Origin of the sequence: Saccharopolyspora erythraea NRRL 2338 (genome assembly GCF_000062885.1) — a bacterium.
GTDB classification, from domain to species: Bacteria; Actinomycetota; Actinomycetes; order Mycobacteriales; family Pseudonocardiaceae; genus Saccharopolyspora_D; species Saccharopolyspora_D erythraea.
The window spans coordinates 1,134,882-1,155,987 of record NC_009142.1 but is presented as its reverse complement, the minus strand read 5'-3'; the positions used below and the strand labels follow the sequence as shown (position 1 = coordinate 1,155,987).

Genomic DNA, 21,106 nt, shown 5'->3' with positions numbered 1-21,106 from the left:
GCTGGCGCACGCGCTCACGCCTGCGCGCGCTGCCCCGGAGGGGCCGGCACTCCCCCGTCGGCCAGGCGCTCGCACCAGCGCGTCAGCTCGGCGAGCTCACCGCCCTCGGCGGCGGACAGGAAGTAGCGGGCGACGCCGTTGCGGTGCGTGGCCGACGCCGTGCGCAGCCGGTGCTCGCCGCGTTCGGTGATCACGGCCTGCACGCCGCGCCCGTCGGTGTCGACGCGCACCCTGCGCACCAGCCCGAGGCGCTCCAGCCGGTCCACCAGCCGGGTCACCCCGGAGCGGGAGAGCAGCACGGCGTCGGCGAGCTCGGTCATCCGCAACCGCTGCTCGGGGGCCTCGGTGAGCGCTTCCAGCACGTCGTAGGCGGCCAGGGTGAGCCGCTGCTCGGCGATCAGGTCGCCTTCCAGGCAGCGGGTGACCCGTGCGTGCGCACGCAGGAAGGACCGGTACGCCAGCAGTTCGGTTCGAGTGGGTAATCGATCAAGACCCGTCTCGGTCACGTCGGGCGATATTACGGACCGCGTTCGAGTGACTGCGAAGCGCCCCCGGCGTTCACGGAGCGGACGCGCTCGACCGGCCTGCCCTGCGGTCACTACTGTCGGCGGGCTACCGGTCCGTAGCATGGAGGCAGCAGCGCAGACGCGCAGAAAGGTCGGTGTCAGGCAACCGTGACCACTACGCAGTCCACACCCGCCGAGGAGGCTGTCCGGCGGGCCCTGAGCAAGGTCCTGGACCCGGAGATCAACAAACCGATCACGGACCTGGGCATGGTGAAGTCGGTCTCGATCGGCTCCGGCGGCGACGTCACGGTCGAGGTCTACCTGACGGTCAAGGGCTGCCCGATGCGGGAGACCATCACCCAGCGGGTCGACTCCGCGGTCTCCGAGGTCGAGGGCGTGTCGTCGGTGCGCGTGGAGCTCGACGTGATGAGCGACGAGCAGCGCAGCGAGCTGCGCAAGAAGCTGCGCGGCAACTCCGAGGAACCGCGCATCCCGTTCGCCGAGCCCGGCTCGATGACCCGCGTCTACTGCGTCGCCTCCGGCAAGGGCGGGGTCGGCAAGTCCAGCGTCACGGTGAACCTCGCCGCGTCGATGGCCCGGCGCGGGCTTTCGGTCGGCGTCGTCGACGCCGACATCTACGGCCACTCGGTGCCCCGCATGCTCGGGGCCTCCGGCAAGCCGACCCAGGTGGACAAGATGATCATGCCGCCGCAGGCGCACGGCGTGAAGGTCATCTCCATCGGCATGTTCACCCCGGGCAACACCCCGGTCGTCTGGCGCGGACCGATGCTGCACCGCGCGCTGCAGCAGTTCCTGTCCGACGTGTTCTGGGGCGACCTCGACGTCCTGCTGCTGGACCTGCCGCCCGGCACCGGTGACGTCGCGCTCTCGACCGCGCAGCTCATCCCCAACGCCGAGATCCTGGTGGTCACCACTCCGCAGCAGGCGGCGGCCGAGGTCGCCGAGCGCGCGGGCGCGATCGCGATGCAGACCCGTCAGCGGCTGGCCGGGGTCGTGGAGAACATGTCGTGGATGGAGATGCCCGACGGTTCGCGCATGGAGGTCTTCGGCTCGGGTGGCGGGCAGATCGTCGCCGACTCGCTGACCCGCTCGGTCGGCTCCGAGGTCCCGCTGCTGGGGCAGGTGCCGCTGGACCCGCGGCTGCGCGAGGCCGGTGACGGCGGCACGCCGCTGGTCCTGGAGGCACCGGAGTCGCCGGCGGCCGTGGTGCTCGACGGCATCGCCAAGCGCCTGTCCACCCGGGCCCGCGGCCTGGCAGGCCAGCTGCTCTCGGTCTCCCCGGCGTAGGACGTGTTTCAGATGTGGCTTGCGTAGTGGGTCGCTTGGCGGAACCTCAGCCGCCTTCTCGATGCGGGATCTCCGACTGACGTATGTCCGGATACGCGGCGTCGAAGCTGCCCTCGCGAGAAGACGGCTGAGAGCCCGCGGGTGGTCCAGCCAGGTCCCACACCGCCCTTTTGAAACCGAACCCAGCCCCGATGCGACGCCGCCCGCGAGGCAACGCGGGCGGCGGCTCGGCTACGGGCGCGCTCAGGGCTCGTGGGTTCCTGTGCGCGCGAGCCGCTCAGCTCTGCGCGATGGCCAGCAGGCCGTCCCCGACCGGAAGACCGACCGTGACCAGCGTTTCGTCCTCCTGCACCCGCCGGGCCAGCTCCCGCAACGCCATGCTCTCCGGGTCCCGCCCGTGCTCGCGCTCCTGCCCCGGGCGGATCCCGCCGAACACGATCACCCCGCCGGGCCTGAGCAGCCTGAGCCCCAGCTCCAGGTAGGCGGGGTAGTCGGTCTTGGCGCCGCCGACCGAGACCATGTCGTAGCCGCCCTCGGTCAACCGCGCCATCACCTCGGTCGCCAGCCCGGTGATCAGCCTGGCGCGTCCGGACGGCATGCCCGCCTCTGCCAGCACGCGGCGCGCGTTGCGCTGCGCGACCGGGTCGAGGTCGATCGAGGTGAGCACGCCGTCGGGAACCATGCCCCGCAGCAGGGACAGCGACCTCTCGCCGTCGCCCGTGCCGATCTCGACGACGGCCCGCGCGCAGAGCGCCGCGGCGAGGAACCGCAGCACCTGCCCCGGCGTCATGTCGCCGGTGGCGTCGTCGCCGTCCCCGGGCACTGCGCCGGGCCGGCGCCCGCCGGATAAGCGGCTGCGCGCGGACTCCCGGCCGACAGGCGCGGGACCGATCGGTGTCTCGGGTATCACAACGCGCAAGGCTAACGGCGAGCCCTCCGGCGGCGAACACGCGCGGGCACATTGTTAGGCCCCCGTTTCCCGTCCCGACGTCCCTTAGCCCGATGGTGTGAGCTGCACATCACGACCCGTTCGGCGGTTCTCAGGCTGCTCTCAGGCACCTTTCATGGCCTCCTCACCAGCGCGGAGGAGATTGGTGACGCACAACCGGGCGTCTCCCGCTCCCGGCGGGTGACGCACCGCAGGAACAAAGCGACCGGTACGCACGTTCACCCTTGTGCAGCCGCCCGCATGGAGGTGGGTACCCGCCCGATGGCAACAAAGCCGATGGCAACTCAGCCGATGAGTTCGACCGAAACCGAACAGCACGCGACCGTGCCGGTCGAGCAGCCGTGGACACCCCCGTCGTGGGACGAGGTCGTCCGGCAGCACGCCGACCGCATCTACCGGTTGGCCTACCGGCTCACCGGCAACCAGCACGACGCCGAGGACCTCACGCAGGAGACCTTCATCCGGGTCTTCCGCTCGCTGGCGTCCTACAAGCCCGGCACCTTCGAGGGCTGGCTGCACCGCATCACCACGAACCTGTTCCTGGACATGGCCCGCCGCCGCGCCCGGCTGCGGATGGAGGGGCTGCCCGAGGACACCGACCGCCTGCCGGGTGGTGGCCCGAGTCCGGAGCAGGTGTTCAACGACACCCACCTGGACCCGGACCTGCAGGCCGCGCTCGACGAGATGCCGCCGGAGTTCCGCGCCGCGGTCGTGCTCTGCGACGTGGAAGGTCTTTCCTACGAGGAGATCGGTGCCACCCTCGGCGTGAAACTCGGTACTGTGCGAAGCAGGATCCATCGCGGTCGCCAGATGCTGAAGGCCACCTTGGAAGCTCGGCGCGAGCACGCTCGGGAGGACTCCGAATGACGGTTATGCGTGGGTGGGGGTTGCCGGAGCAGCACCTCGCGCTCGACGCGCTGGTCGCGTTCGTCGACGGTGAGCTCAGTCCGAGCGCCTACGACCGCGCCGCGTCCCACCTCGCCCGCTGCCCCGCCTGCGCCGCCGACGCCGCCGCCCAGCGGCAGGCGCGGGCCGCCGTGCAGGCAGCGGACACGCCGTCGATCTCCCCGCGGCTGATGCAGGCGCTGCAGGCCATACCGTCCCAGGCCGAGCTGCCCTCGCAGCCCGACGGCCTGGCGCTGACCCCGGACGGTCAGCTCGTCGCGCTCACCCCGGGAGCCCGGGGAAAATCGTTCGGCACCGGGGCGGTGCTCGGTGCCGGCACACCCCTCGGCGGCTCCCGCCAACCGCTGGGCAGCTCGACGCCGCTCGGCGGCGACGGAGTGGAGGCCGAGCCGCACGCGCGCGGTGACGCCAGGGGCCGCCGCACCCGGCAGGGCGCGGGCGTGGTGTTCTCCGGCCTGGTGCTCGGAGCCCTCGCGCTGATGAACCTGCCCGCCGACGACGAGCGGCTGCCGACCACGACCAGCCCGCTGCCGCTTCCCGGCGGCGCCTACGGCAACGTCGTCATGCCCGCTTCGGCGACGACGACGAGCGTCGCGCCGGAGTCGTCGGCCGCCCAACCCGCGACGGCGCAGCCCACGACGGCTCAGCCCGCAACGGCACACCCCAGCGCCGCGCCTCAGGCCGCCGCGCCGGCGGCGCCGCGGCCCTGACCTGTCATCCCGCCCGGCATCCGACCGCCGTGTGCGGAATCGCCCACGAACGCGGCTAGCTTGTCGCGCGTGCACGCGTACGAATCCGTGTCGACGTGGCGGCAACCCGAACCGGCACCGGCCTCCGATGCCCGGACAGCGCTGGTCGGCGGGATCGCCGAGACGGTGTCCCGCCGCTCGCCCGGCCGCCTGCGGGTCGCGATCGACGGCTTCACCGCTTCGGGCAAGACGAGCTTCGGGCACGAACTCGCCGCCGCGCTGCGCGGACTGGGCCGTCCGACGCTGCGCGCGACCATGGACGATTTCAAGAACCCGTGGCGCGAAGCCCGCGAACGGGGCTACGACCGCATCAGCGGTCCCGGCTACTACCGCAACGCCTACGACTTCGTCTCCGCCCGGGAGCTGCTCCTGGACCCCGCGGGCCCGGAAGGGTCCGGGGAGGTCGTGCTCTGCGCGCACGATCCGCTGACCGGGGAGGACCACCGCGACAAGGTGGTTCGTGCGGCCGGCGACGCTGTGCTGGTGGTCGACTCGGTCTTCGCCTTCCGCCCGGAGTACGACGCCTGCTGGGACTACCGGATCTGGCTGGAGGTCGACGCCGGGGTCTCGCCGGCCCGCGGGATCGCCCGCGACGTCGCCATCGAGGGCGTCGGCGAGGCCACCCGCCTGCACCGCGACCGGTACCACCCCGCGCTCGCGCTGTACCTGGAGGAGGTCGGCCCGCGGGGCCGCGCCGACGTGGTCATCGACAACACCGACTTCGCGAATCCCCGCATCGTGCCTGCTCCAGGTCCCTGACCACGACTTTCGGCGTTCCCCTGGCGATCACGACCGGTTCGGGCCACCCGAACGCCACACGAACTTCACCTCCGCCGGTGCAGGATGGGGACGAGCGGCTCACGTGCCGGTGACGCGTGCGTCCCGAACGTGTGATCCACTCGGACAGTGGTGTTGAGTCGATTGCGCATGCCCGGGGAGCGATGAGCGAGCAGTCAGGAAGGCCCGCGCGGGATTCCGGTGGCCGGCGCCCGGTCGACGGCGAGTCCGGGACCGGCTCCGGTGACCAGGTGACGCCAGGCAGCGGCGCGGGCAACGGCCGCCCTGCCGAGCCTGTACACCCCTGGCAGGGTGCCGCACCGGGCGCACGCGGTGTTCCCGCGGACCGCTTCGCCCCGCCACCGCCACCGGCGGGCAACGGCCGACCAGCGCAGCCCTCCTCCCCGCACGGACCGCAGCCGACCGCGGCGGACTCCCGGTCCGCGCCGCGGCAGCCCACCCAGCCTCCGCACGCGAGCGCACACTCCCCGCAGCACGGACCCGTCCAGCCACCGACCGGCCAGCCGCAACAGCACGGCCCCGGCCAGGCTCCGCAGCACGGCTCCGGCCAGCACCCGAGCGCACAGCCCGCGCACTCCAGCGCCACGACTCCACAGGCCCAAGCCGCTGCCGGACCGCAGCCCACCCAGCAGGACGGGTCCGGGCAGGCGTCGCCCAAGGCGCAGCCGCGGCTGGCGCCCCGCCCGATCCAGCGCCCCGGGGTCGACCCCGCCCAGTCCGCGGTGTTCGGCCGCCCGAAGGACGTCGAGGGCAGCTTCGACCCGGCGCGACCCGACACCCGCACTACCCGGGGCATCGAGCAGACCGCGCCGCCACCGGAGGCGCTGGCGAAGGCGTTCGGCCGCCCCGAAGGCTCCACCGAGCTGCTGCAACGCGCCCCCGGCGAGCAGCCGCCGACCGCCGACCGCGACGACCCCGCTTTCTGGGAGGACAAGGCGGAGCGCGATCCGTGGCGCGATCCCGCCTCGGCCGCCGTCATCGGCCCGCCCGCGGTGCGCGAGGACCCCGCGGAGAAGCAGTCCGAGGCCGAGGAGGGCCCGCTGCTGAGCACCCGCGAGGTGCTGTTCGGCCGCCGCGTCTCACCGCGAGCTCTGGGTGCGCTGGCCGGAGTGGCGCTGCTGCTCTCCGTGGTCGGAGGCTTCATCGGAAGGCTCACCGCCGAGGAGGGCAACCCGCTGACCAACCCGGACGTGACGCTGGCCGAGGTGGAGCAGGGCGAGGACCGCCCGGCGGGTGCCGTCGCGGCGGTCGCCCAGCGGGTCGTGCCCGCCGTGGTGTCGGTCGAGGTCCGCGTCGGTGCGCAGGGCGGTGCCGGCTCGGGCGTGGTCATCGACGGCAACGGCTACGTGGTGACCAACAACCACGTGGTCTCGATGGCCGCCGACACCCCCGGCTCGCAGGTCTCGGCCGTCTTCCACGACGGCACCCGGGCCCAGGCCCGGATCGTCGGCCGCGACGTCAAGACCGACCTGGCGGTGCTCAAGGTCGAGGTGGCCAACCCGACCGTCGCGCAGCTCGGCGACTCCGACCGGCTCGCCGTCGGCGACGACGTGATCGCCATCGGTTCCCCGCTCGGGCTGTCCGGGACGGTCACCACCGGCATCGTCAGCTCGGTGCACCGGCCGGTGCGGCTGGCGGGCGAGGGCACCGACACCAACGCCGTCATAGACGCCATCCAGACCGACGCCGCGATCAACCCGGGCAACTCCGGCGGTGCGCTGGTGGACGGCAACGGCGCGGTGGTCGGCATCAACAGCGCCATCCGGACCCTGGGCTCGGGCGGCGAGGGCGGCTCGATCGGCCTGGGCTTCGCGATCCCGATCGACGACGCCCGCCGGATCGCCCAGGAGCTGATCCGCACCGGCCAGGTCAGGCACGCCGACCTCGGGGTCAACGCCAAGTCGGTCAGCGACGGCGTCGCCGACGGGGCGCAGGTGCAGAACGTGCAGGACGGCAGCGCGGCAGCGGCGGCGGGCATCGCCGAGGGCGACGTGATCATCCGGGTCGGCGACCGCAGGGTCGGCAGCGCCGACGAGCTGATCGTCGCGGTCGACCGCAACCCGGTCGGCGCGACGGTGCCGGTCACGGTCGTCCGCCAGGGACGTGAACTGGTCCTGAACGCCCAGTTGCGGTAGTGCGCGGCGTGGAGCCGGCACCGGATTCGTTCCGGTCACCCGGCGGGTGTAGGTACGCTGGGCGTCGGCAGGTCGCCGCGCAGGATCCAGGAACCCGGAGGTAGGCGGGGTGTTCGAGAACATCGGCTGGGCCGAGTTGCTGGTCCTCATCGTCGCCGGGCTGTTCATCCTCGGGCCGGAGCGGCTGCCGCAGGGCGCGGCCTGGCTGGGGCGCACGGTCCGCCAGGTCAAGGAGTACGCGACCGGCGCACGCGACCAGCTGCGCTCCGAGCTCGGTCCCGAGTTCGACGAGCTGCGCAAGCCGCTGGAGGACCTGCGCGGCATCCGCAACTTCGACCCGAAGCGGGCGATGACCAACCACCTGTTCGACGGGGAGAACCCGCTCGACGGGGTCACCCGCAACGGCAGCACGCCGTCGTCGCCCTCCGCCTCCGCGCCCCGGCCCGCCGACCAGCGTCCGCTCGCTCCGGGCGAGAAGCCCCCTTACGACTCCGACGCCACCTGAGCCGTCAGGGTCCGCGCCGCGGGCCGGCGGTGGGCGAGCGCGACACCGGTCGCGGCCAGCGCCAGCCACCCGCAGAGCAGCACCGTCATGCCCGGCCAGCCCCACGCCGCGTAGGCGGAGCCGCCGACGACGCCTCCGACGCTGCTGCCGCCGTAGTAGGAGAACTGGTACACCGCCGAAGCCTGCCCCCGCGCCGACGACCGGGCCCGCGCGCCGACCCACCCGCTGGCGACGGCGTGGGCGGCGAAGAACCCGCCGGTGAACACGACCAGCCCGAACAGGATCGCGGGCAGCTCGTCGGTCAGCATCACCAGCAGCCCGGCGACCGTGGTGGCGAGGCTGAACAGCAGCGTTCGGGTCCGGCCGAAGCGGTCGGCGGCCCGCCCGGCGACCGCGGAGGTGGCGGTTCCGGCCGCGTAGGCCAGGAAGGCCAGCGCGGCGAGCGCGGGCGGCACCAGCAGCGGCGGGGCGATCAGCCGGAAACCGAGCACGTTGTAGACCGTCACGAACGCGCCCATGCCCAGCGCGGCAACCAGGTACGGGACGTAGAGGACGGGGTCGCCGAGCGCGCTGCGCAGGCCCCCGAGCAGCGGCGCCCAGCGCAACGCCTGGCGCGTGTGGGCGCGTTCGGCGGGTAGCAGCAGCACGAACAGCACCGTGCAGACCGCGCCCAGCACCGCGACGGTGAGCACGCCGCCGGTCCAGCCCGTGAAGTCGCCCGCGACGCCGCCGAGCAGCCTCCCGGACATGCCGCCGATGGTGGTGCCCGCGACGTAGAGACCCATGAGCGCGCCGAGCCGGTGGCCGCCGGTCTCGTCGGCGAGGTAGGCGGCGGCGACGGCGGCGAGCCCCGCGATCGCCACGCCCTGCACCAGCCGCAGCGCGACCAGCAGCGGGAAGTGGTGCACCCACGGCAGCAGCAGGCCGAGGGCTTCGGCCAGCAGCAGCGAGCCGACCATCATGCGCCGCCTGCCGACCGCCTCGGAGAGCATGCCCAGCGGGATCGCGCCGACCGCGAGCCCGAGCGTCGCCGCCGACACGGTCAGCGCGGCTGAGCCGGGGCTCAGTCCGAAGTCGTCCGCGAGCTGCGGCAGGACCGGCTGCGGCGCGTAGAGCAGCGCGAACAGTGCCAGGGCGCCCAGCAGCATCGAGATCCGGATCCGTCGGAGGCGTGCGGTGTCCACGCCCCTGAAGCTAAGCCGGGCTAACTAATGCGTCCAATGCGTGAAGTGGTAATAATCGATGCGATGACGTATGAGACCGCGCTGTCCGAGGACGCGTCGCAGCTCGCGGCGCATCTGAGCCCCACCCTGGCACTGCTGCGCGCGGTCGCGTCCGAGGGCCATCTCACACGCGCGGCCGAGCAGCTAGGCATCCCGCAGCCGACCGCGAGCCGGACGCTGGCGCGGCTGTCCGACGAGATCGGCGCGCCGGTCATCGCCCCGCACGGGCGCGGTATCCGGCTCACGCGCACCGGTCGGCTGCTCGCCTCCGCCGCCACCGACGCGCTGCGCAGCCTCGAAGCGGGCTGCCGCGAGGTCGTCGAGGAGATCTCCCCGGAGCGCGGCCAGGTCGTGCTCGGCTTCCAGCACACCATGGGCGGCACGTTGGTACCCGCGCTGATCAGGGGTTTCCGGGCCGATCATCCGCAGGTGCGGTTCGGGCTGGCCCAAGGCGCGCGCGTCGACATGCTCGCCGGGATGCTCGACGGCCGCATCGACTTCTGCCTGATCTCCCCGCCGCCGGATCCGGACCCTGCGCTGGAGTGGGTGCCGCTGCGGGCGGAGCCGCTGCTGGCCGTGCTGCACACCGGGCACCGGCTCGCCGGACGCGCCGCGCTGGCGCTCTCCGAGCTCGCCGACGACGACTTCGTCGTCACCCGGCACGGCTACGGGCTCCGGCAGATCTTCACCGAGCTGAGCGACCGCGCGGGTTTCGCGCCCCGGGTGGCGTTCGAGAGCGAGGAGGTCGACACCGCCCGCGGGCTGGTCGCCGCCGGGCTCGGCGTGGCCCTGCTGCCGCCCGCGGTGCCGGAGGCGGTGCCCGGCACGGTGGAGATCCCGCTCGACCCCGCCGAGCACCGCACGATCTGCCTCACCTGGCCCGCCCACCGGGCGCTGCCGCCCGCCGTGCGCGCGTTCCGCGACTTCGCCTCCCACCGCGGGCTCGACTGACCGGCGGCGGATCGACCCACCGCGCCCGCGCGAGAGCCGGTCACGCGGTGGGGCCACGGCCCGCACCGCGCCGCCCCACCGCGCCGAGCCCTAGCCCTGCTCGGCCAGGCTCGCGACGAACTCGACCAGGCTCCGGGCCGCGAATCCGGTGCCGCCCGCGACGACCTCGGCGTAGTTCTTGTCCGCCCGCGCCGGTCCCGCGATGTCCAGGTGCGCCCAGGGCAGCCCCTCGGTGAACTCCCGCAGGAACAGCGCCGCGGTGACCCCGCCCGGACCCGGCGGGGTCTGGTTCACATCGGCCAGCTCGCCCCGGACCGCCTCGGTGTGGTCCTCGATCAGCGGCATCGGCCACCACGCCTCTCCGACCCGGTCGCCCGCGTCGCGCAGCCGCCGCGACAGGTCCGGGTCGGTGGCGAACACACCGCCGGTGCGCAGCCCGAGCGCGACCTTCATCGCACCGGTGAGCGTGGCGACGTCGACCAGCAGGTCGGCCTCGTGGTGGCGGACACCGTAGACCAGCGCGTCGGCCATCACCATGCGCCCCTCGGCGTCGGTGTTGCCGACCTCGGTCGTCTTGCCGCCGTAGTGGCGCACGACGTCGCCGGGCCGGTAGCTGCTGCCTGAGAGGTGGTTCTCGGCCGACGGCACCAGCGCGGTGACCCGCACCCGCAGCCCGAGCCGGGCCACGGCGAGCATCGCCCCGATCACCGCCGCGCCACCGGACATGTCGGTGCGCATGAGGTGCATGCCCTCGGCGGGCTTGAGCGAGATGCCGCCGGTGTCGAACGTGATGCCCTTGCCCACCAGCACCAGGTGCGGCCCGGTGGCGTCGGCGGGCCGCCAGGCCAGTTCGAGCAGCCGCGGCGGCGAGGCGGAACCGCCGCCGACGGCGAGGATGCCGCCGAAGCCGTGGTCGGCGAGCCACTTCTCGTCCCGCACGGTCGCGGTCAGCCCGTCGACCTCACCGGCCAGTCGCGCGGCCAGCCCGGTGAACCAGTCCGGGTCCTTGACGTTCGACGGCGAGTTGGCCAGGTCGCGGGCCAGCGCGGTCGCCGCCGCCCACTCCCGGGCCCGCGCGACCGGCTCGCGCAGCTCCTCGTCGTCGGTCACCAGCAGCGCCTTGCGCAGTCGCGGCGGGGCGGGCTGCCCGGTGACGCGGAAGCGGTAGTCGCCCAGCGCCAGGCCGAGCGCGAGCGCCGACACGGCGTCCTGGCCGATGCCGGCGGGCAACCTGATCTGGAGGTACTCGGCCTCCGACGGCTCTCCGAAGTCGACGGTGTCGCCCTCGGCCTCGCCGGTCTCACCCAGCTTCTCCCGGGTCGCGCGGGCCAGCGCGGCGCCCGCGGTGCGCCACTGCGCGGCCTCGCCGGAGCCGATGCCGACGACCCAGCCGAAGCGCCCCTCCGGCAGCGGCACCGTGCGGACGTCACCGGCGGCGGACTTGACGCCGATGGCCTCCAGCAGCGCGATGTCCACTTCGAACGCTTCGGCCACCGGGGCCAGTTCGGGACCGGACTCGCCGTCCGGCAGCGGCACCGCCGTGGGCACGCCGTCGCGCGGACGCCGCACGACGTCCACTTCGACCAGTGACGTGGGGATCACCGGCAGTACCGGGTCGTCTTCCCCACTCCCCCGAGCTGAACCGAATCTTGAGGCACCGGACACAGAAAAACCCTTCCGCGCGGGACACCCACGCCTGTCGAACCGCGGGCCGACGACGGCCCCGGCACCCACGTCCGAGATGCCGGGGCCTGGTCAATGTGTCGGCGAACGCGCTGCGCACCGAACGCCGGCCCGCGCAGTTTGTCGCCTGGCCACCGGGGCAGGCGACGACCACCCCGATCACCTTCCCAGCGGCCTCAGCCGGTGGCCGACTCCAGCGCGTCGCCCAGGTTCTTGGCCTCCTCGACCGACATCTCGACGACGAGCCGCCCACCGCCCTCGAGCGGGACGCGCATCACGATCCCGCGCCCCTCCTTAGTCACCTCGAGGGGACCGTCACCGGTCCGGGGCTTCATGGCCGCCATAGCGTGCTCCCTCCGTGAACTCTTGCCCGCACCTGGTCGCCACAACCAGCCGGGTCCGGTCCCATTCTCCCCCATCCGGACGCAGCCGCGAAACCGAACCGATCAACTGGTGTCGCTCGTGCGCTGGTCGAATGCCCTCGCCGGGTGGCAGACTCGACCGTCGTGCGGGGTTGTCCGGCGCCTGTGCGGCGCCATTCGCCGCCGCCGATCGGGGGCCCGCTCCGGTGAGCCGCCCGCTCCGGCGCGGCGACGGCGATCGCGTGCGGCACTAGGCGGAACCGCACTGTCTACTCGGGACCCGGGCCGCTGCCGAAGTCGTCCACTGTGGAGAACGCGGTCGGCGCGGCACCCGGTCCACCACCGACGAAAGGGCGAGAAGTGTCCGACGTACTGCTGACCCAAGACACCGAGGGTGTGCGCCTGCTCACGTTGAACCGGCCGGAGAGCTTCAACTCGCTCAACGTCGAGCTCAAGCAGGCTCTGATCGGCGCGCTGCGGGAGGCCGCCGCCGATGACGCGGTCCGCGCCGTCGTGATCACCGGCGCGGGCAAGGCGTTCTGCGCGGGCCAGGACCTCAAGGAGCACATCGCCCTGCTGCAGGCCGACGACCCGGCACCGCTGCGGACGGTGGAGGAGCACTACAACCCGATGATCCGCGCGGTCACGACGATGCCCAAGCCGGTGATCGCGGCCGTCAACGGCAGCGCGGCCGGCGCGGGCGCCTCCCTGGCCTACGCGTGCGACCTGCGGGTCGCCTCCTCCGACGCGAAGTTCCTGATGGCCTTCGCCAGCGTCGGGCTGTCCACCGACTCCGGCGTGTCGTGGACGCTGCCCCGGCTGATCGGCTACGGGCGCGCGATGGAGATGCTGCTGCTCGCCGAGCCGGTCGCCGCCGAGGAGGCGCTGCGCATCGGCATGGTCAACCGCGTGGTCGGCGAGGGCGAGGCGGCCATGGCCGCCGCCGAGCTGGCGTCGCGGATGGCCGCCGGACCGACCAGCGCCTACGCCCGCATCAAGGAGACCCTGCTCGCGGCGGCGGCCGAGGGCCTCGACGAGGCGCTCGCCGTGGAGGCCGGCGCGCAGGCGGAGGCCGGTCGCACCTCCGACCACCGGGAGGCGGTGGCGGCCTTCACCGAGAAGCGGAACCCGAACTTCACCGGGCACTGAGCCGCGAGCCGGCCGCGCCGTTCCGCGCGCAGCGGACCGGCGCGGCGGCGGGGGCGGTGTGGCGGCGGGGGCGGCGGGACAGCGGCTTTGCGCCCGGCGCGGGCGGGCAGCGGGGGGCGCTCAGTGGCGGACCGGCGCGACCGGGCGGCCCTAGCGGCCGGCGCGGGCGGGCAGCGGGGGGCGCTCAGTGGCGGACCGGCGCGACCGGGCGGCCCTAGCGGCCGGCGCGGGCGGCGATAGGTCACAGGGCGGGCCACACGCGGAGGGCCCTTCAGCCGGCGGCTCGCCAGCAGCCCTCGAGGTGGTCGTCGACCATGCCGGTGGCCTGCATCAGCGCGTAGCAGGTTGTGGGCCCCACGAACACGAACCCGCGGCGCTTGAGCTCCTTGGCCATCGCGGTGGACTCCGGTGTCGTCGCGGGCACGTCCGCGCCCGCCGCCGGTCGCGTCCGGCCATCTGCGGGCGGCGCGAACGACCACAGCAGCTCGTCCAGCGGCCGGTCGAGCTCCAGCACCGCCCGGGCGTTGCGGATGGCGGCGTCGATCTTGGCGCGGTTGCGCACGATCCCGGCGTCGGCCAGCAGCCGCGCGCGGTCCTCCTCCCCGAACCCGGCGACCCGCTCGGGGTCGAAGCCGGCGAAAGCAGTTCGGAAAGCTTCGCGCTTGCGGAGGATGGTCAGCCACGACAGACCGGACTGGAACGACTCCAGCGTGATCCGCTCGAACAGCGCGCGGTCGCCGTGCAGGACGCGGCCCCACTCGGTGTCGTGGTACTCCACGTAGTCCGGCGTGCTCGCGCCCCACGGGCAGCGGGCACGTCCATCGGCCCCGACGACGACGTCCCGCGTGCTCACAGCTCCTCCTCGGCGCGCCCGGCCCGGGCCCGCCTGATCTCCTCACCGGCCGCGTCGAGCTGGCGTTCCAGCACGGCGATGCGGCCGCGGAGCTCGTCGAGCTCCCCAGCGACCCGCTCCAGCGCCCAGTCGACCTCCGCCGCCTTGTAGCCGCGCAGCACCTGCTGGAAGCGGAGCGCGCGCACGTCGGAGCCCTCGACGTCGGCGGGTGGCAGCCGGGTCGGGGTCGAGCCGGGCGGCAACGCCTCCAACTGCTCGCCGCGGCCGAAGACCAGCGAGGCGAGCAGGTAGATCACTGCGGCGACCGCGAGCACGACGAGCAGGTAGATCAGCGCACTAGCCACACCCAGATCGTGGCACGCGGCGCGCGAGCCGCACGGCTCGGCCTGCGCGGACGCGGCGAGCAGGCGCGGCGCGGTACCCGGCTAGGCCTGCACGGGCGTCGGGGGCCGCTTGACCAGCACGCCCTCGATCGCCGTGGTGAACTCGCGCCACGCGCGGCGTTCGGCCTGGAGGGTCTGCACCCCGGAATGCGTCAGGCGATACGTGCGCCGTTGCCTGCCGCCGACCGTGCTCCACGAGCTGAGCACGTACCCGGCTCGTTCGAGCCGGCGCAGGGCGGGGTAGACAGTGCCGGTGGGCAGGTCGAGGGCACCCCCGCTGCGTTGTTGCAGCGCCTCGATGATGGCGTACCCGTGAAGCTCCCTGCCGTCGAGCGTGGCGAGGAGCAGAGCGTCCAGGTGACCGCGCAACGCATCAGCCTTCACGAGTAGCGACTCTACGGATATTTCCGACCACTGTCATCGCCTGCTCGCAAGGGGACCTAGGTCCTTTCGCGATCTGGACCGGTGATGACGTGCATCACATCGCCGCAAGCGGTTCGCCGGAGTTGCCCCGATCGGTTGAATAACGTGGCGACATCCCCGTTCGTGCCCACCGCTGCAGCAGACTTCGGGATCGGCCGGTACCCGCGAGCGATCTAGGAGCTTCCCGAAGTGCGCGACGACAACGACCGCTCGGACCAGGCCGGCGCGCCGGCCGACGCCGCCACGGCGGTCGGCGGCAACAGCGCGCTCGACCGGCTCCGCACCTACGTCAACGCGCTGGTCGACGTGATCGCCGCGCACCCCGACCCGAGCCTGGAACGCGACGAGGCTCAGTGGCGGCTCGAGGAGCTCGCCGACGAGCTCGCCGCGGCGAAGCCCAGCGCCCCCAGGGTGAAGTCGCGGTGGATCAGGCTGGCACCGGTGCTGCTCGTGGTCCGCCCGGACGTCCCGGCCGACGGCGTGTCCGAGCTGGTCGACCTGGCCTTCCGCGCGGGCTGACCACCGGGCCGCCCACCGCGTCCGTCCTCCGACCGCCGCGCCACCGCCGACCGCAGCGCCTTCGACCTGGCGCCGTCTCCGACCCGCGCGGCAGCCGAGCGCCGCGAACGGGTCCCGTCAGCCCAGGGCGCGGAGCACCTGCGCGGGTGGCCGGGTGCCCGCGATGCTCGCGACCATCTCCACCACCCGCCGCGTCTCCCGGACGTGGTGCGCCCGGAAGACCCGCGCACCGCCCCACGCGGCGACCGCGGTCGCCGCCAGGGTCCCCTCCAGCCGCTCGTCGACCCCGGCGCCGAGCGTCTCGCCGACGAAGTCCTTGTTGGACAGCGCCATCAGCACCGGCCAGCCGGTCGCCACCAGCTCGTCGACGCGGCGCAGCAGCGCCAGCCCGTGCCAGGTGTTCTTGCCGAAGTCGTGCGTCGGGTCGATCAGCACGCCGTGCGCGGGCACGCCGATGCGGACCATCCGCTCCGCGCGCTCGACGAGCTCGGCGGTCACCTCGGCGACCACGTCGGCGTAGCGGACGCGGTGGGGGTCGGTGCGCGGCGGCAGCCCGCCGGTGTGGGAGCAGACGACGCCGACGCCGAACTCGGCGGCGACCTCGGCCAGCCTCGGGTCCGCGCCGGCCCACGTGTCGTTGAGCAGGTCGGCACCGGCGTCGCAGACGTGCCGGGCGACCTCGTGGCGCCAGGTGTCGACGCTGATGACCAGCTCCGGGTGGCGCTCGCGCACCGCCGCGACGAAGGGCACCACGCGGCGGGCCTCCTCGGCCGCGTCGACGGTCTCGCCCTGCGCCCCGGCGCGCACGCCGCCGATGTCGACGATGTCGGCCCCGTCCGCGACCGCCCGGTCGACGGCCTCCGCCGCGGCGGACGTCTCGAACGTGCGCCCCCGGTCGTAGAAGGAGTCCCTGGTCCGGTTCACGATCGCCATCACCAGCGGGCGATCTGCCGGCAGGTCCTTGTCACCGAACCGCAGTGGCTTCACCCGTCAAATCCTGGCATGGACGCGCGGCGGCGCGGCACGCCCAGGTGCGTGGCGTCGGTTCACCTGGGCCTGCTAGCCACTTGCTACCCGAGAGTAGGTTCATGTTTACTGCTGATCGCTGTGCCCCACGCCACTCGACAAGGAGGTCGGTGTGCGCCGCCTGCTCACCCTCGCGACCGCGGCCGTCGTCGCGACCCTCGCCGTTCCCGTGGCCGCCCCGACCGCGTCCACCGCCCCGCCGGGCGTCACCGTCAGCCACGAGACCATCCCCGGCGCCGACGGCGTCGCCCTCGACGCCAAGGTGATCGAGCCGGCCGGTGACGGTCCGTTCCCGCTGCTGGTGATGCCCGCGAGCTGGGCCACGCCGAACCTGGAGTACGTCGGCGCCGCGGCCGATCTCGCCTACAACTCCGGATACGTGGTCGTCACATACACCGCGCGGGGCTTCTGGGCATCCGGCGGCGCGGTCGAGGTCGCCGGGCCGGAGGATGTCGCCGACGCCTCGAAGGTCATCGACTGGGCGGGGGCCAACACCGGGGCCGACCCCGGCCGCGTCGGCATGGCCGGGATCTCCTACGGCGCGGGCATCAGCGCCCTGACCGCCGCCGCCGACCCGCGCGTGCGGGCCGTCTCGGCGATGAGCGGCTGGGCGGATCTGGAGAAGTCGCTGTACCCGAACGGCACGGTGAACGCGCAGGGCGCCGAGCTGCTGCTCGGGGCGGGCCACCTGACCGGCCGGTTCGGCTCGGACCTCGCCGAGCTGGAGCGCGCGTACCGGGAGGGCCGGATCGAGGACGCCCTCCACCTGGCCCCGGAGCGCTCCCCCACCACCGTCGTGGACGCGATCAACGCCAACGGCACCGCCGTGATGATCGCCAACGCGTGGGAGGACTCGCTCTTCCCGCCACAGCAGATGGCCGACCTCTACGAGGACCTGAGCGGACCCAAGCGCCTCATGCTTTCTCCCGGCGACCACGCGACGCCGGAGATGTTCGGCGCGGCCGGCCTGCCCAACGACGTCTGGGACTCCACCCGGCGCTGGTTCGACCACCACCTGCGCGACGTCCCCAACGGCATCGACGGGGAGAACCCCGTGCAGCTCAAGCCGATCAACGGCGGGCCGTGGCGCGGGTACCCGGACTGGGCCTCGGTCACCGGCCGGGTCGACACCCGCTACCTCGGCGCGCCCGAACCGCGCCACCCGCTCGCGCCCGTCACCGGCGAGCTGAGCCCCGGCCCCGGGGCAGGCTGGCGGCACTCGATCTCCGCCGGAGTGCCCACTGCGGCCGACAGCGGCCCGGTGATGATCAGCGGAATGCTCCAGGGCTTCGGCATTCCCGTCGGAGTGCTCACCCCGCTGGTCGACCGCCGCGGCGCCGGGGTGTGGGCCACCGACCCGTACCCGAGCGCGGTGACGGTCAGCGGCACGCCGAGGCTCAGCACCGCGGTCTCCGCCGGCTCCGGCGACACCACGCTGTTCGCCTACCTCTACGACGTGGACGCCTTCGGCGCGGGCAGCCTTATCAGCCACAAGCCCGTGACGCTGGACGGCGGCGCGGCGGGCGGCCCGCGGCGGGTCGAGCTGGCGCTGGAGCCCGGGCTCTGGACCGTGCCTGCCGGGCACCGGCTGGTGCTGGTCGTCGACACCGTCGACCCCCGCTACGGCAGCGGCGCGGAGGCGGGCTCGCGGGTCGGCTTCGAGTCCCCGACCGGTGCGCCGTCCCGGCTGGACATCCCCCTGGGCTGACCTTCCCCGCAACGGCCGGCCACTGGCCGGGCCCCGGGGCCGCGCGGGCGGTCACCACGCCCGCGTGGCCCGGGAGCGTTCACGGCGCGCAGGCGTCGAGCGCGGCCTCCACGTCGGTGACGACGCTCAGCGCCTCCAGCGAGCTGCTGCTCGCGAAACCGCTGTCGACCATGCCGCGCAGCCAGTCAAGCAGCCCGCGGTAGTGGCCGTCCGGGTCCAGCAGCACCACCGGCTTGGCGTGCATGCCGAGGTAGCGCGAGGTCCACACCTCGAACAGCTCCTCGCACGTGCCGATACCGCCCGGCAGGGCCATGAACGCGCTGGCGTGCGCGTCCATAAGGCCCTTGCGCTCGCGCATGGTGTCGACGACCAGCAGCTCGTCGGAGTCGCTGTCGGCGACCTCCAGGTCGACCAGCGCACGCGGGATCACGCCGACGGTCCGCGCGCCGCCCGCCCGGGCAGCGCGCGTCACCTCGCCCATCATGGACACCCGGCCGCCGCCGGAGACCAGCGACCAGCCGCGCTTGGCGATGCCGGTGCCGACGTCGGCGGCCAGGTCGAGGTACTGCTGCGGGACCGGGCGGGACGCGCAGTAGACGCAGACCGCCGCGGTTGCCGGCTCCTCGTTCAATGCGTGGCCTCCCAAGCCTGGTACGCCTCCTCGACGATGCTCACGGCATCATCGATGTCGTCGGTCAGGTGCAACAAGCCCATTTCCTTCTCGCCGATCTTGCCGGTGGCGAGCATGCTGTCGCGCACCCAGTCGTACAGGCCCTGCCAGTAGGACTTGCCGAAGAGCACCACCGGGAACTTGGTGACCTTCTTGGTCTGCACCAGCGTCAGCGACTCGAACAGCTCGTCCATCGTGCCGAAGCCACCGGGCAGGCAGATGAACGCCTGCGCGTACTTGATGAACATCGTCTTGCGCGCGAAGAAGTAGCGGAAGTTGACGCCGAGGTCGACCCACGGGTTGAGCCCCTGCTCGAAGGGCAGCTCGATGCCGAGCCCGATCGAGAGGCCGCCCGCCTCCGAGGCGCCCCGGTTGACCGCCTCCATCGTGCCGGGGCCGCCCCCGGTGATCACCGCGCAGCCGATGGCGGCCAGCGCCGCGCCCAGCTCCATCCCCGCGGCGTACTCGGGGTGCTCCCGCGGGGTCCTGGCCGACCCGAAGACGGTCACCGCCCGCGGCACCTCGGCCAGCGCGCCGAAGCCCTCGACGAACTCCGCTTGGATCCGCAGCACCCGCCACGGATCGGTGTGCACCCAGTCCGACGGGCCGCGCGAGTCGAGCAGGCGCTGGTCGGTCGTGGTGGGCTCGGCCAGCCTCGACCGGCGCAGGACCACCGGTCCGCGTTGCTTCTCCTGCGGGTGCTCGGCACCGTTCGGCGTGCCCCAGGGGCCCTCAATCGTCATGCGATCGAGAGTAAGCATCCGCGGCGAACGGCGGGTGAGCCATCAGTGTCACGGGCGTGCCGCGCCGGTCTCGCCGAGCCGACGATTCCGCTGTTCAAGAGCTTCGCGGCGGTGCGTGCGCGGCGTACGATACGAGGGGTAGATCGAGTGAATTCGGCGATCCGTCGCCGACACGGGCGATCATGGCGGTTCACGCGGGGACGGGACGGATCGCCGGGCACGACCGCGAATCGAGCCCGGGGAGCCTGCCATGATCATCGAGGGGTTGCTCGTAGCACTCGTGCTCGTCGTTGTCTACGTGGCGTCCGCGGTGAAGGTCGTCAAGCAGTACGAGCGCGGCGTGGTGTTCCGGTTCGGCCGGCTGCAGGAGCACACCCGCGGGCCGGGCCTTACCACGATCGTCCCGGCGGTGGACCGGCTCCGGAAGGTCAACCTCCAGATCGTCACCATGCCGGTCCCGGCGCAGGAGGGCATCACCCGCGACAACGTGACCGTGCGGGTCGACGCCGTCGTCTACTTCAAGGTGGAGGACGCCGCGCGCGCCATCGTCAACGTCGAGGACTACCTGTTCGCGGTCGGTCAGGTCGCGCAGACGTCGCTGCGCTCGATCATCGGCAAGAGCGACCTCGACGACCTGCTGTCCAACCGGGAGCGGCTCAACCAGGGGCTGGAGCTGATGATCGACAACCCGGCGCTGGGCTGGGGCGTGCACATCGACCGGGTGGAGATCAAGGACGTCTCGCTGCCGGAGTCGATGAAGCGCTCGATCGCCCGCCAGGCCGAGGCCGAGCGGGAACGGCGCTCCCGGGTCATCGCCGCCGACGGCGAGTACCAGGCGTCGCAGCGCCTCGCCGACGCCGCGACCGTCATGGCCGACACCCCGGCGGCGCTGCAACTCCGGCTGCTGGAAACGGTCGTCGAGGTGGCGGCGGAGAAGAACTCCACGCTCGTGCTGCCCTTCCCGGTCGAGCTGCTGCGGTTCGTCGAGAAGGTCAAGTCGGATCAGGGCGGTGGCGAGGCCGCGCAGCCTTCGGCGGCGCCGGAGCCGCGGCGCCCGGAGCCGGACCGGCCGGCGGAGCCGGCCTGGCCGACGGGCGCGGAGCGCCTGGCGGGCGCCGGGCCGGCCGACGCGGAGCGGCCGGCGGGCGCGGAGCGCCTGGAGGCCGGCGGGCGGCAGGAGGAGCTCGGGGCGGCAGCCCCGGCGCCCGGGGAGGCCCCGGCACGCGGGGAGCAACTGGCGCAGGAGGAGGCTCAGGAGCAGGACGAGGACCTGGTGCGGCAGGCCGACCCAGCGGATGACGAACCCGGGCGGCGTTCACGTATGGCCGGCGAACCCGGCAATGCCGAGACGCCTCAGCCCCGGCAGGTACCGGACGACGAAGAACCCGGCTTCTCGGACTTCAGGCCTGATTCGCACCGACCCCTCGGCCAGTCCTGGACCACGACCGGCGCCGACTGACCCGGCTCTCGCCCAGCGACCGACGCGGCGGCGGCGATACCGACACGCGCATCCGACCACGCTCGCCTCGGCGAGTCGGACAGCCCCAGCACCCTGAC

At 73.4% G+C, this 21,106-nt stretch carries 21 protein-coding genes and 1 pseudogene; 11 read left to right on the top strand and 11 right to left on the bottom strand.

What is annotated here, in order from left to right; genetic code table 11:
• Positions 1-14: 14 nt before the first annotated feature.
• A complete protein-coding gene (locus SACE_RS05080; protein WP_011873234.1) occupies positions 15-506 on the bottom strand; it encodes a MarR family winged helix-turn-helix transcriptional regulator in 492 nt (163 codons plus the stop codon).
• Positions 507-674: 168 nt separating this feature from the next.
• On the opposite strand from SACE_RS05080, the gene SACE_RS05075 reads away from it, so the two are divergent.
• The gene (locus tag SACE_RS05075) at positions 675-1,814 is read left to right on the top strand and encodes an Mrp/NBP35 family ATP-binding protein (protein ID WP_009949779.1); all 1,140 of its coding nucleotides are present in this window, start codon (positions 675-677) and stop codon (positions 1,812-1,814) included.
• A gap of 277 nt (positions 1,815-2,091) precedes the next feature.
• Here SACE_RS05075 and SACE_RS05070 read toward each other — a convergent pair whose 3' ends face one another.
• Positions 2,092-2,637, bottom strand: coding sequence for an O-methyltransferase (locus SACE_RS05070; RefSeq protein WP_009949781.1), 546 nt, complete (start codon positions 2,635-2,637; stop codon positions 2,092-2,094).
• Between the two features lie 417 nt (positions 2,638-3,054).
• On the opposite strand from SACE_RS05070, the gene sigE reads away from it, so the two are divergent.
• From sigE to tatB, 5 genes are all read left to right on the top strand, one after another.
• Positions 3,055-3,630 carry an RNA polymerase sigma factor SigE gene (gene sigE, locus SACE_RS05065; protein WP_009949782.1) on the top strand — a complete coding sequence of 192 codons (576 nt, stop codon included), beginning with the start codon at positions 3,055-3,057 and terminating at the stop codon, positions 3,628-3,630.
• Positions 3,627-4,379, top strand: a complete 753-nt coding sequence (locus SACE_RS05060) for a zf-HC2 domain-containing protein (RefSeq protein ID WP_029622011.1) — start codon at positions 3,627-3,629, stop codon at positions 4,377-4,379. Before sigE ends, SACE_RS05060 begins: the two co-directional genes overlap by 4 nt.
• 69 nt (positions 4,380-4,448) lie before the next feature.
• A complete protein-coding gene (locus SACE_RS05055) occupies positions 4,449-5,177 on the top strand; it encodes a nucleoside/nucleotide kinase family protein (protein ID WP_009949784.1) in 729 nt (242 codons plus the stop codon).
• Between the two features lie 182 nt (positions 5,178-5,359).
• The gene (locus SACE_RS05050) at positions 5,360-7,351 is read left to right on the top strand and encodes a trypsin-like peptidase domain-containing protein (RefSeq protein ID WP_081494993.1); all 1,992 of its coding nucleotides are present in this window, start codon (positions 5,360-5,362) and stop codon (positions 7,349-7,351) included.
• A gap of 109 nt (positions 7,352-7,460) precedes the next feature.
• Positions 7,461-7,856, top strand: coding sequence for a Sec-independent protein translocase protein TatB (tatB, locus tag SACE_RS05045; RefSeq protein WP_009949788.1), 396 nt, complete (start codon positions 7,461-7,463; stop codon positions 7,854-7,856).
• Here the strand turns inward: tatB and SACE_RS05040 are convergent.
• Positions 7,835-9,040 carry an MFS transporter gene (locus SACE_RS05040; RefSeq protein WP_009949790.1) on the bottom strand — a complete coding sequence of 402 codons (1,206 nt, stop codon included), beginning with the start codon at positions 9,038-9,040 and terminating at the stop codon, positions 7,835-7,837. The genes tatB and SACE_RS05040 overlap by 22 nt on opposite strands.
• Positions 9,041-9,103: 63 nt before the next feature.
• On the opposite strand from SACE_RS05040, the gene SACE_RS05035 reads away from it, so the two are divergent.
• A complete protein-coding gene (locus tag SACE_RS05035) occupies positions 9,104-10,030 on the top strand; it encodes a LysR family transcriptional regulator (protein ID WP_009949792.1) in 927 nt (308 codons plus the stop codon).
• Positions 10,031-10,120: 90 nt separating this feature from the next.
• Here SACE_RS05035 and SACE_RS05030 read toward each other — a convergent pair whose 3' ends face one another.
• Together SACE_RS05030 and SACE_RS36130 are read right to left on the bottom strand one after the other, a co-directional pair.
• Positions 10,121-11,632 carry a leucyl aminopeptidase gene (locus tag SACE_RS05030; RefSeq protein ID WP_009949793.1) on the bottom strand — a complete coding sequence of 504 codons (1,512 nt, stop codon included), beginning with the start codon at positions 11,630-11,632 and terminating at the stop codon, positions 10,121-10,123.
• 257 nt (positions 11,633-11,889) lie between these two features.
• Positions 11,890-12,057 (bottom strand): DUF3117 domain-containing protein, encoded by a 168-nt coding sequence (locus tag SACE_RS36130; RefSeq protein WP_009949794.1) that lies wholly within the window; start codon positions 12,055-12,057, stop codon positions 11,890-11,892.
• 378 nt (positions 12,058-12,435) lie between these two features.
• Here SACE_RS36130 and SACE_RS05025 point away from each other — a divergent pair, with 378 nt between their 5' ends.
• Positions 12,436-13,224 (top strand): enoyl-CoA hydratase-related protein, encoded by a 789-nt coding sequence (locus tag SACE_RS05025; RefSeq protein ID WP_009949795.1) that lies wholly within the window; start codon positions 12,436-12,438, stop codon positions 13,222-13,224.
• A 271-nt stretch (positions 13,225-13,495) separates the two neighbouring features.
• Here SACE_RS05025 and SACE_RS05020 read toward each other — a convergent pair whose 3' ends face one another.
• The 3 genes from SACE_RS05020 to SACE_RS05010 all read right to left on the bottom strand — a co-directional run bounded on the left by SACE_RS05020 (position 13,496) and on the right by SACE_RS05010 (position 14,844).
• Complete coding sequence (locus SACE_RS05020) at positions 13,496-14,077, bottom strand: DNA-3-methyladenine glycosylase I (RefSeq protein ID WP_009951433.1); 582 nt, start codon at positions 14,075-14,077, stop codon at positions 13,496-13,498.
• Positions 14,074-14,421, bottom strand: coding sequence for a DivIVA domain-containing protein (locus SACE_RS05015; RefSeq protein WP_009951434.1), 348 nt, complete (start codon positions 14,419-14,421; stop codon positions 14,074-14,076). Before SACE_RS05015 ends, SACE_RS05020 begins: the two co-directional genes overlap by 4 nt.
• A gap of 81 nt (positions 14,422-14,502) precedes the next feature.
• Positions 14,503-14,844: a PadR family transcriptional regulator gene (locus tag SACE_RS05010; RefSeq protein ID WP_009951435.1), complete on the bottom strand. Its 342-nt coding sequence runs from the start codon at positions 14,842-14,844 to the stop codon at positions 14,503-14,505.
• 228 nt (positions 14,845-15,072) lie between these two features.
• Here SACE_RS05010 and SACE_RS05005 point away from each other — a divergent pair, with 228 nt between their 5' ends.
• Positions 15,073-15,402 (top strand): hypothetical protein, encoded by a 330-nt coding sequence (locus SACE_RS05005; RefSeq protein ID WP_009951436.1) that lies wholly within the window; start codon positions 15,073-15,075, stop codon positions 15,400-15,402.
• Between the two features lie 117 nt (positions 15,403-15,519).
• Here SACE_RS05005 and folP read toward each other — a convergent pair whose 3' ends face one another.
• Positions 15,520-16,389: a dihydropteroate synthase gene (gene folP, locus SACE_RS05000; protein ID WP_009951437.1), complete on the bottom strand. Its 870-nt coding sequence runs from the start codon at positions 16,387-16,389 to the stop codon at positions 15,520-15,522.
• Positions 16,390-16,540: 151 nt separating this feature from the next.
• Between folP and SACE_RS04995 the strand changes: the two genes are divergently transcribed.
• Positions 16,541-18,136, top strand: coding sequence for a CocE/NonD family hydrolase (locus tag SACE_RS04995; protein WP_009951438.1), 1,596 nt, complete (start codon positions 16,541-16,543; stop codon positions 18,134-18,136).
• Between the two features lie 79 nt (positions 18,137-18,215).
• Here SACE_RS04995 and SACE_RS04990 read toward each other — a convergent pair whose 3' ends face one another.
• A complete protein-coding gene (locus SACE_RS04990) occupies positions 18,216-18,767 on the bottom strand; it encodes an LOG family protein (protein ID WP_009951439.1) in 552 nt (183 codons plus the stop codon).
• Positions 18,764-19,549, bottom strand: coding sequence for an LOG family protein (locus SACE_RS04985; protein ID WP_009951440.1), 786 nt, complete (start codon positions 19,547-19,549; stop codon positions 18,764-18,766). The genes SACE_RS04990 and SACE_RS04985 overlap by 4 nt, the downstream gene beginning before the upstream one ends.
• Positions 19,550-19,799: 250 nt before the next feature.
• Between SACE_RS04985 and SACE_RS37125 the strand changes: the two are divergent.
• Positions 19,800-20,621 (top strand): annotated as a pseudogene (locus SACE_RS37125) (slipin family protein); the annotation flags it as partial.
• Positions 20,622-21,106 lie beyond the last annotated feature (485 nt).

What these genes read in the sequence shown, in the direction of transcription:
- SACE_RS05060 (WP_029622011.1), top strand. Translation starts at nt 3,627, where the DNA reads ATGACGGTTATGCGTGGGTGGGGGTTGCCGGAGCAGCACCTCGCGCTC.
- SACE_RS36130 (WP_009949794.1), bottom strand. Translation starts at nt 12,057, where the DNA reads ATGGCGGCCATGAAGCCCCGGACCGGTGACGGTCCCCTCGAGGTGACT.
- sigE (WP_009949782.1), top strand. Translation starts at nt 3,055, where the DNA reads ATGAGTTCGACCGAAACCGAACAGCACGCGACCGTGCCGGTCGAGCAG.
- SACE_RS05035 (WP_009949792.1), top strand. Translation starts at nt 9,104, where the DNA reads ATGACGTATGAGACCGCGCTGTCCGAGGACGCGTCGCAGCTCGCGGCG.
- SACE_RS05050 (WP_081494993.1), top strand. Translation starts at nt 5,360, where the DNA reads ATGAGCGAGCAGTCAGGAAGGCCCGCGCGGGATTCCGGTGGCCGGCGC.
- SACE_RS04985 (WP_009951440.1), bottom strand. Translation starts at nt 19,549, where the DNA reads ATGACGATTGAGGGCCCCTGGGGCACGCCGAACGGTGCCGAGCACCCG.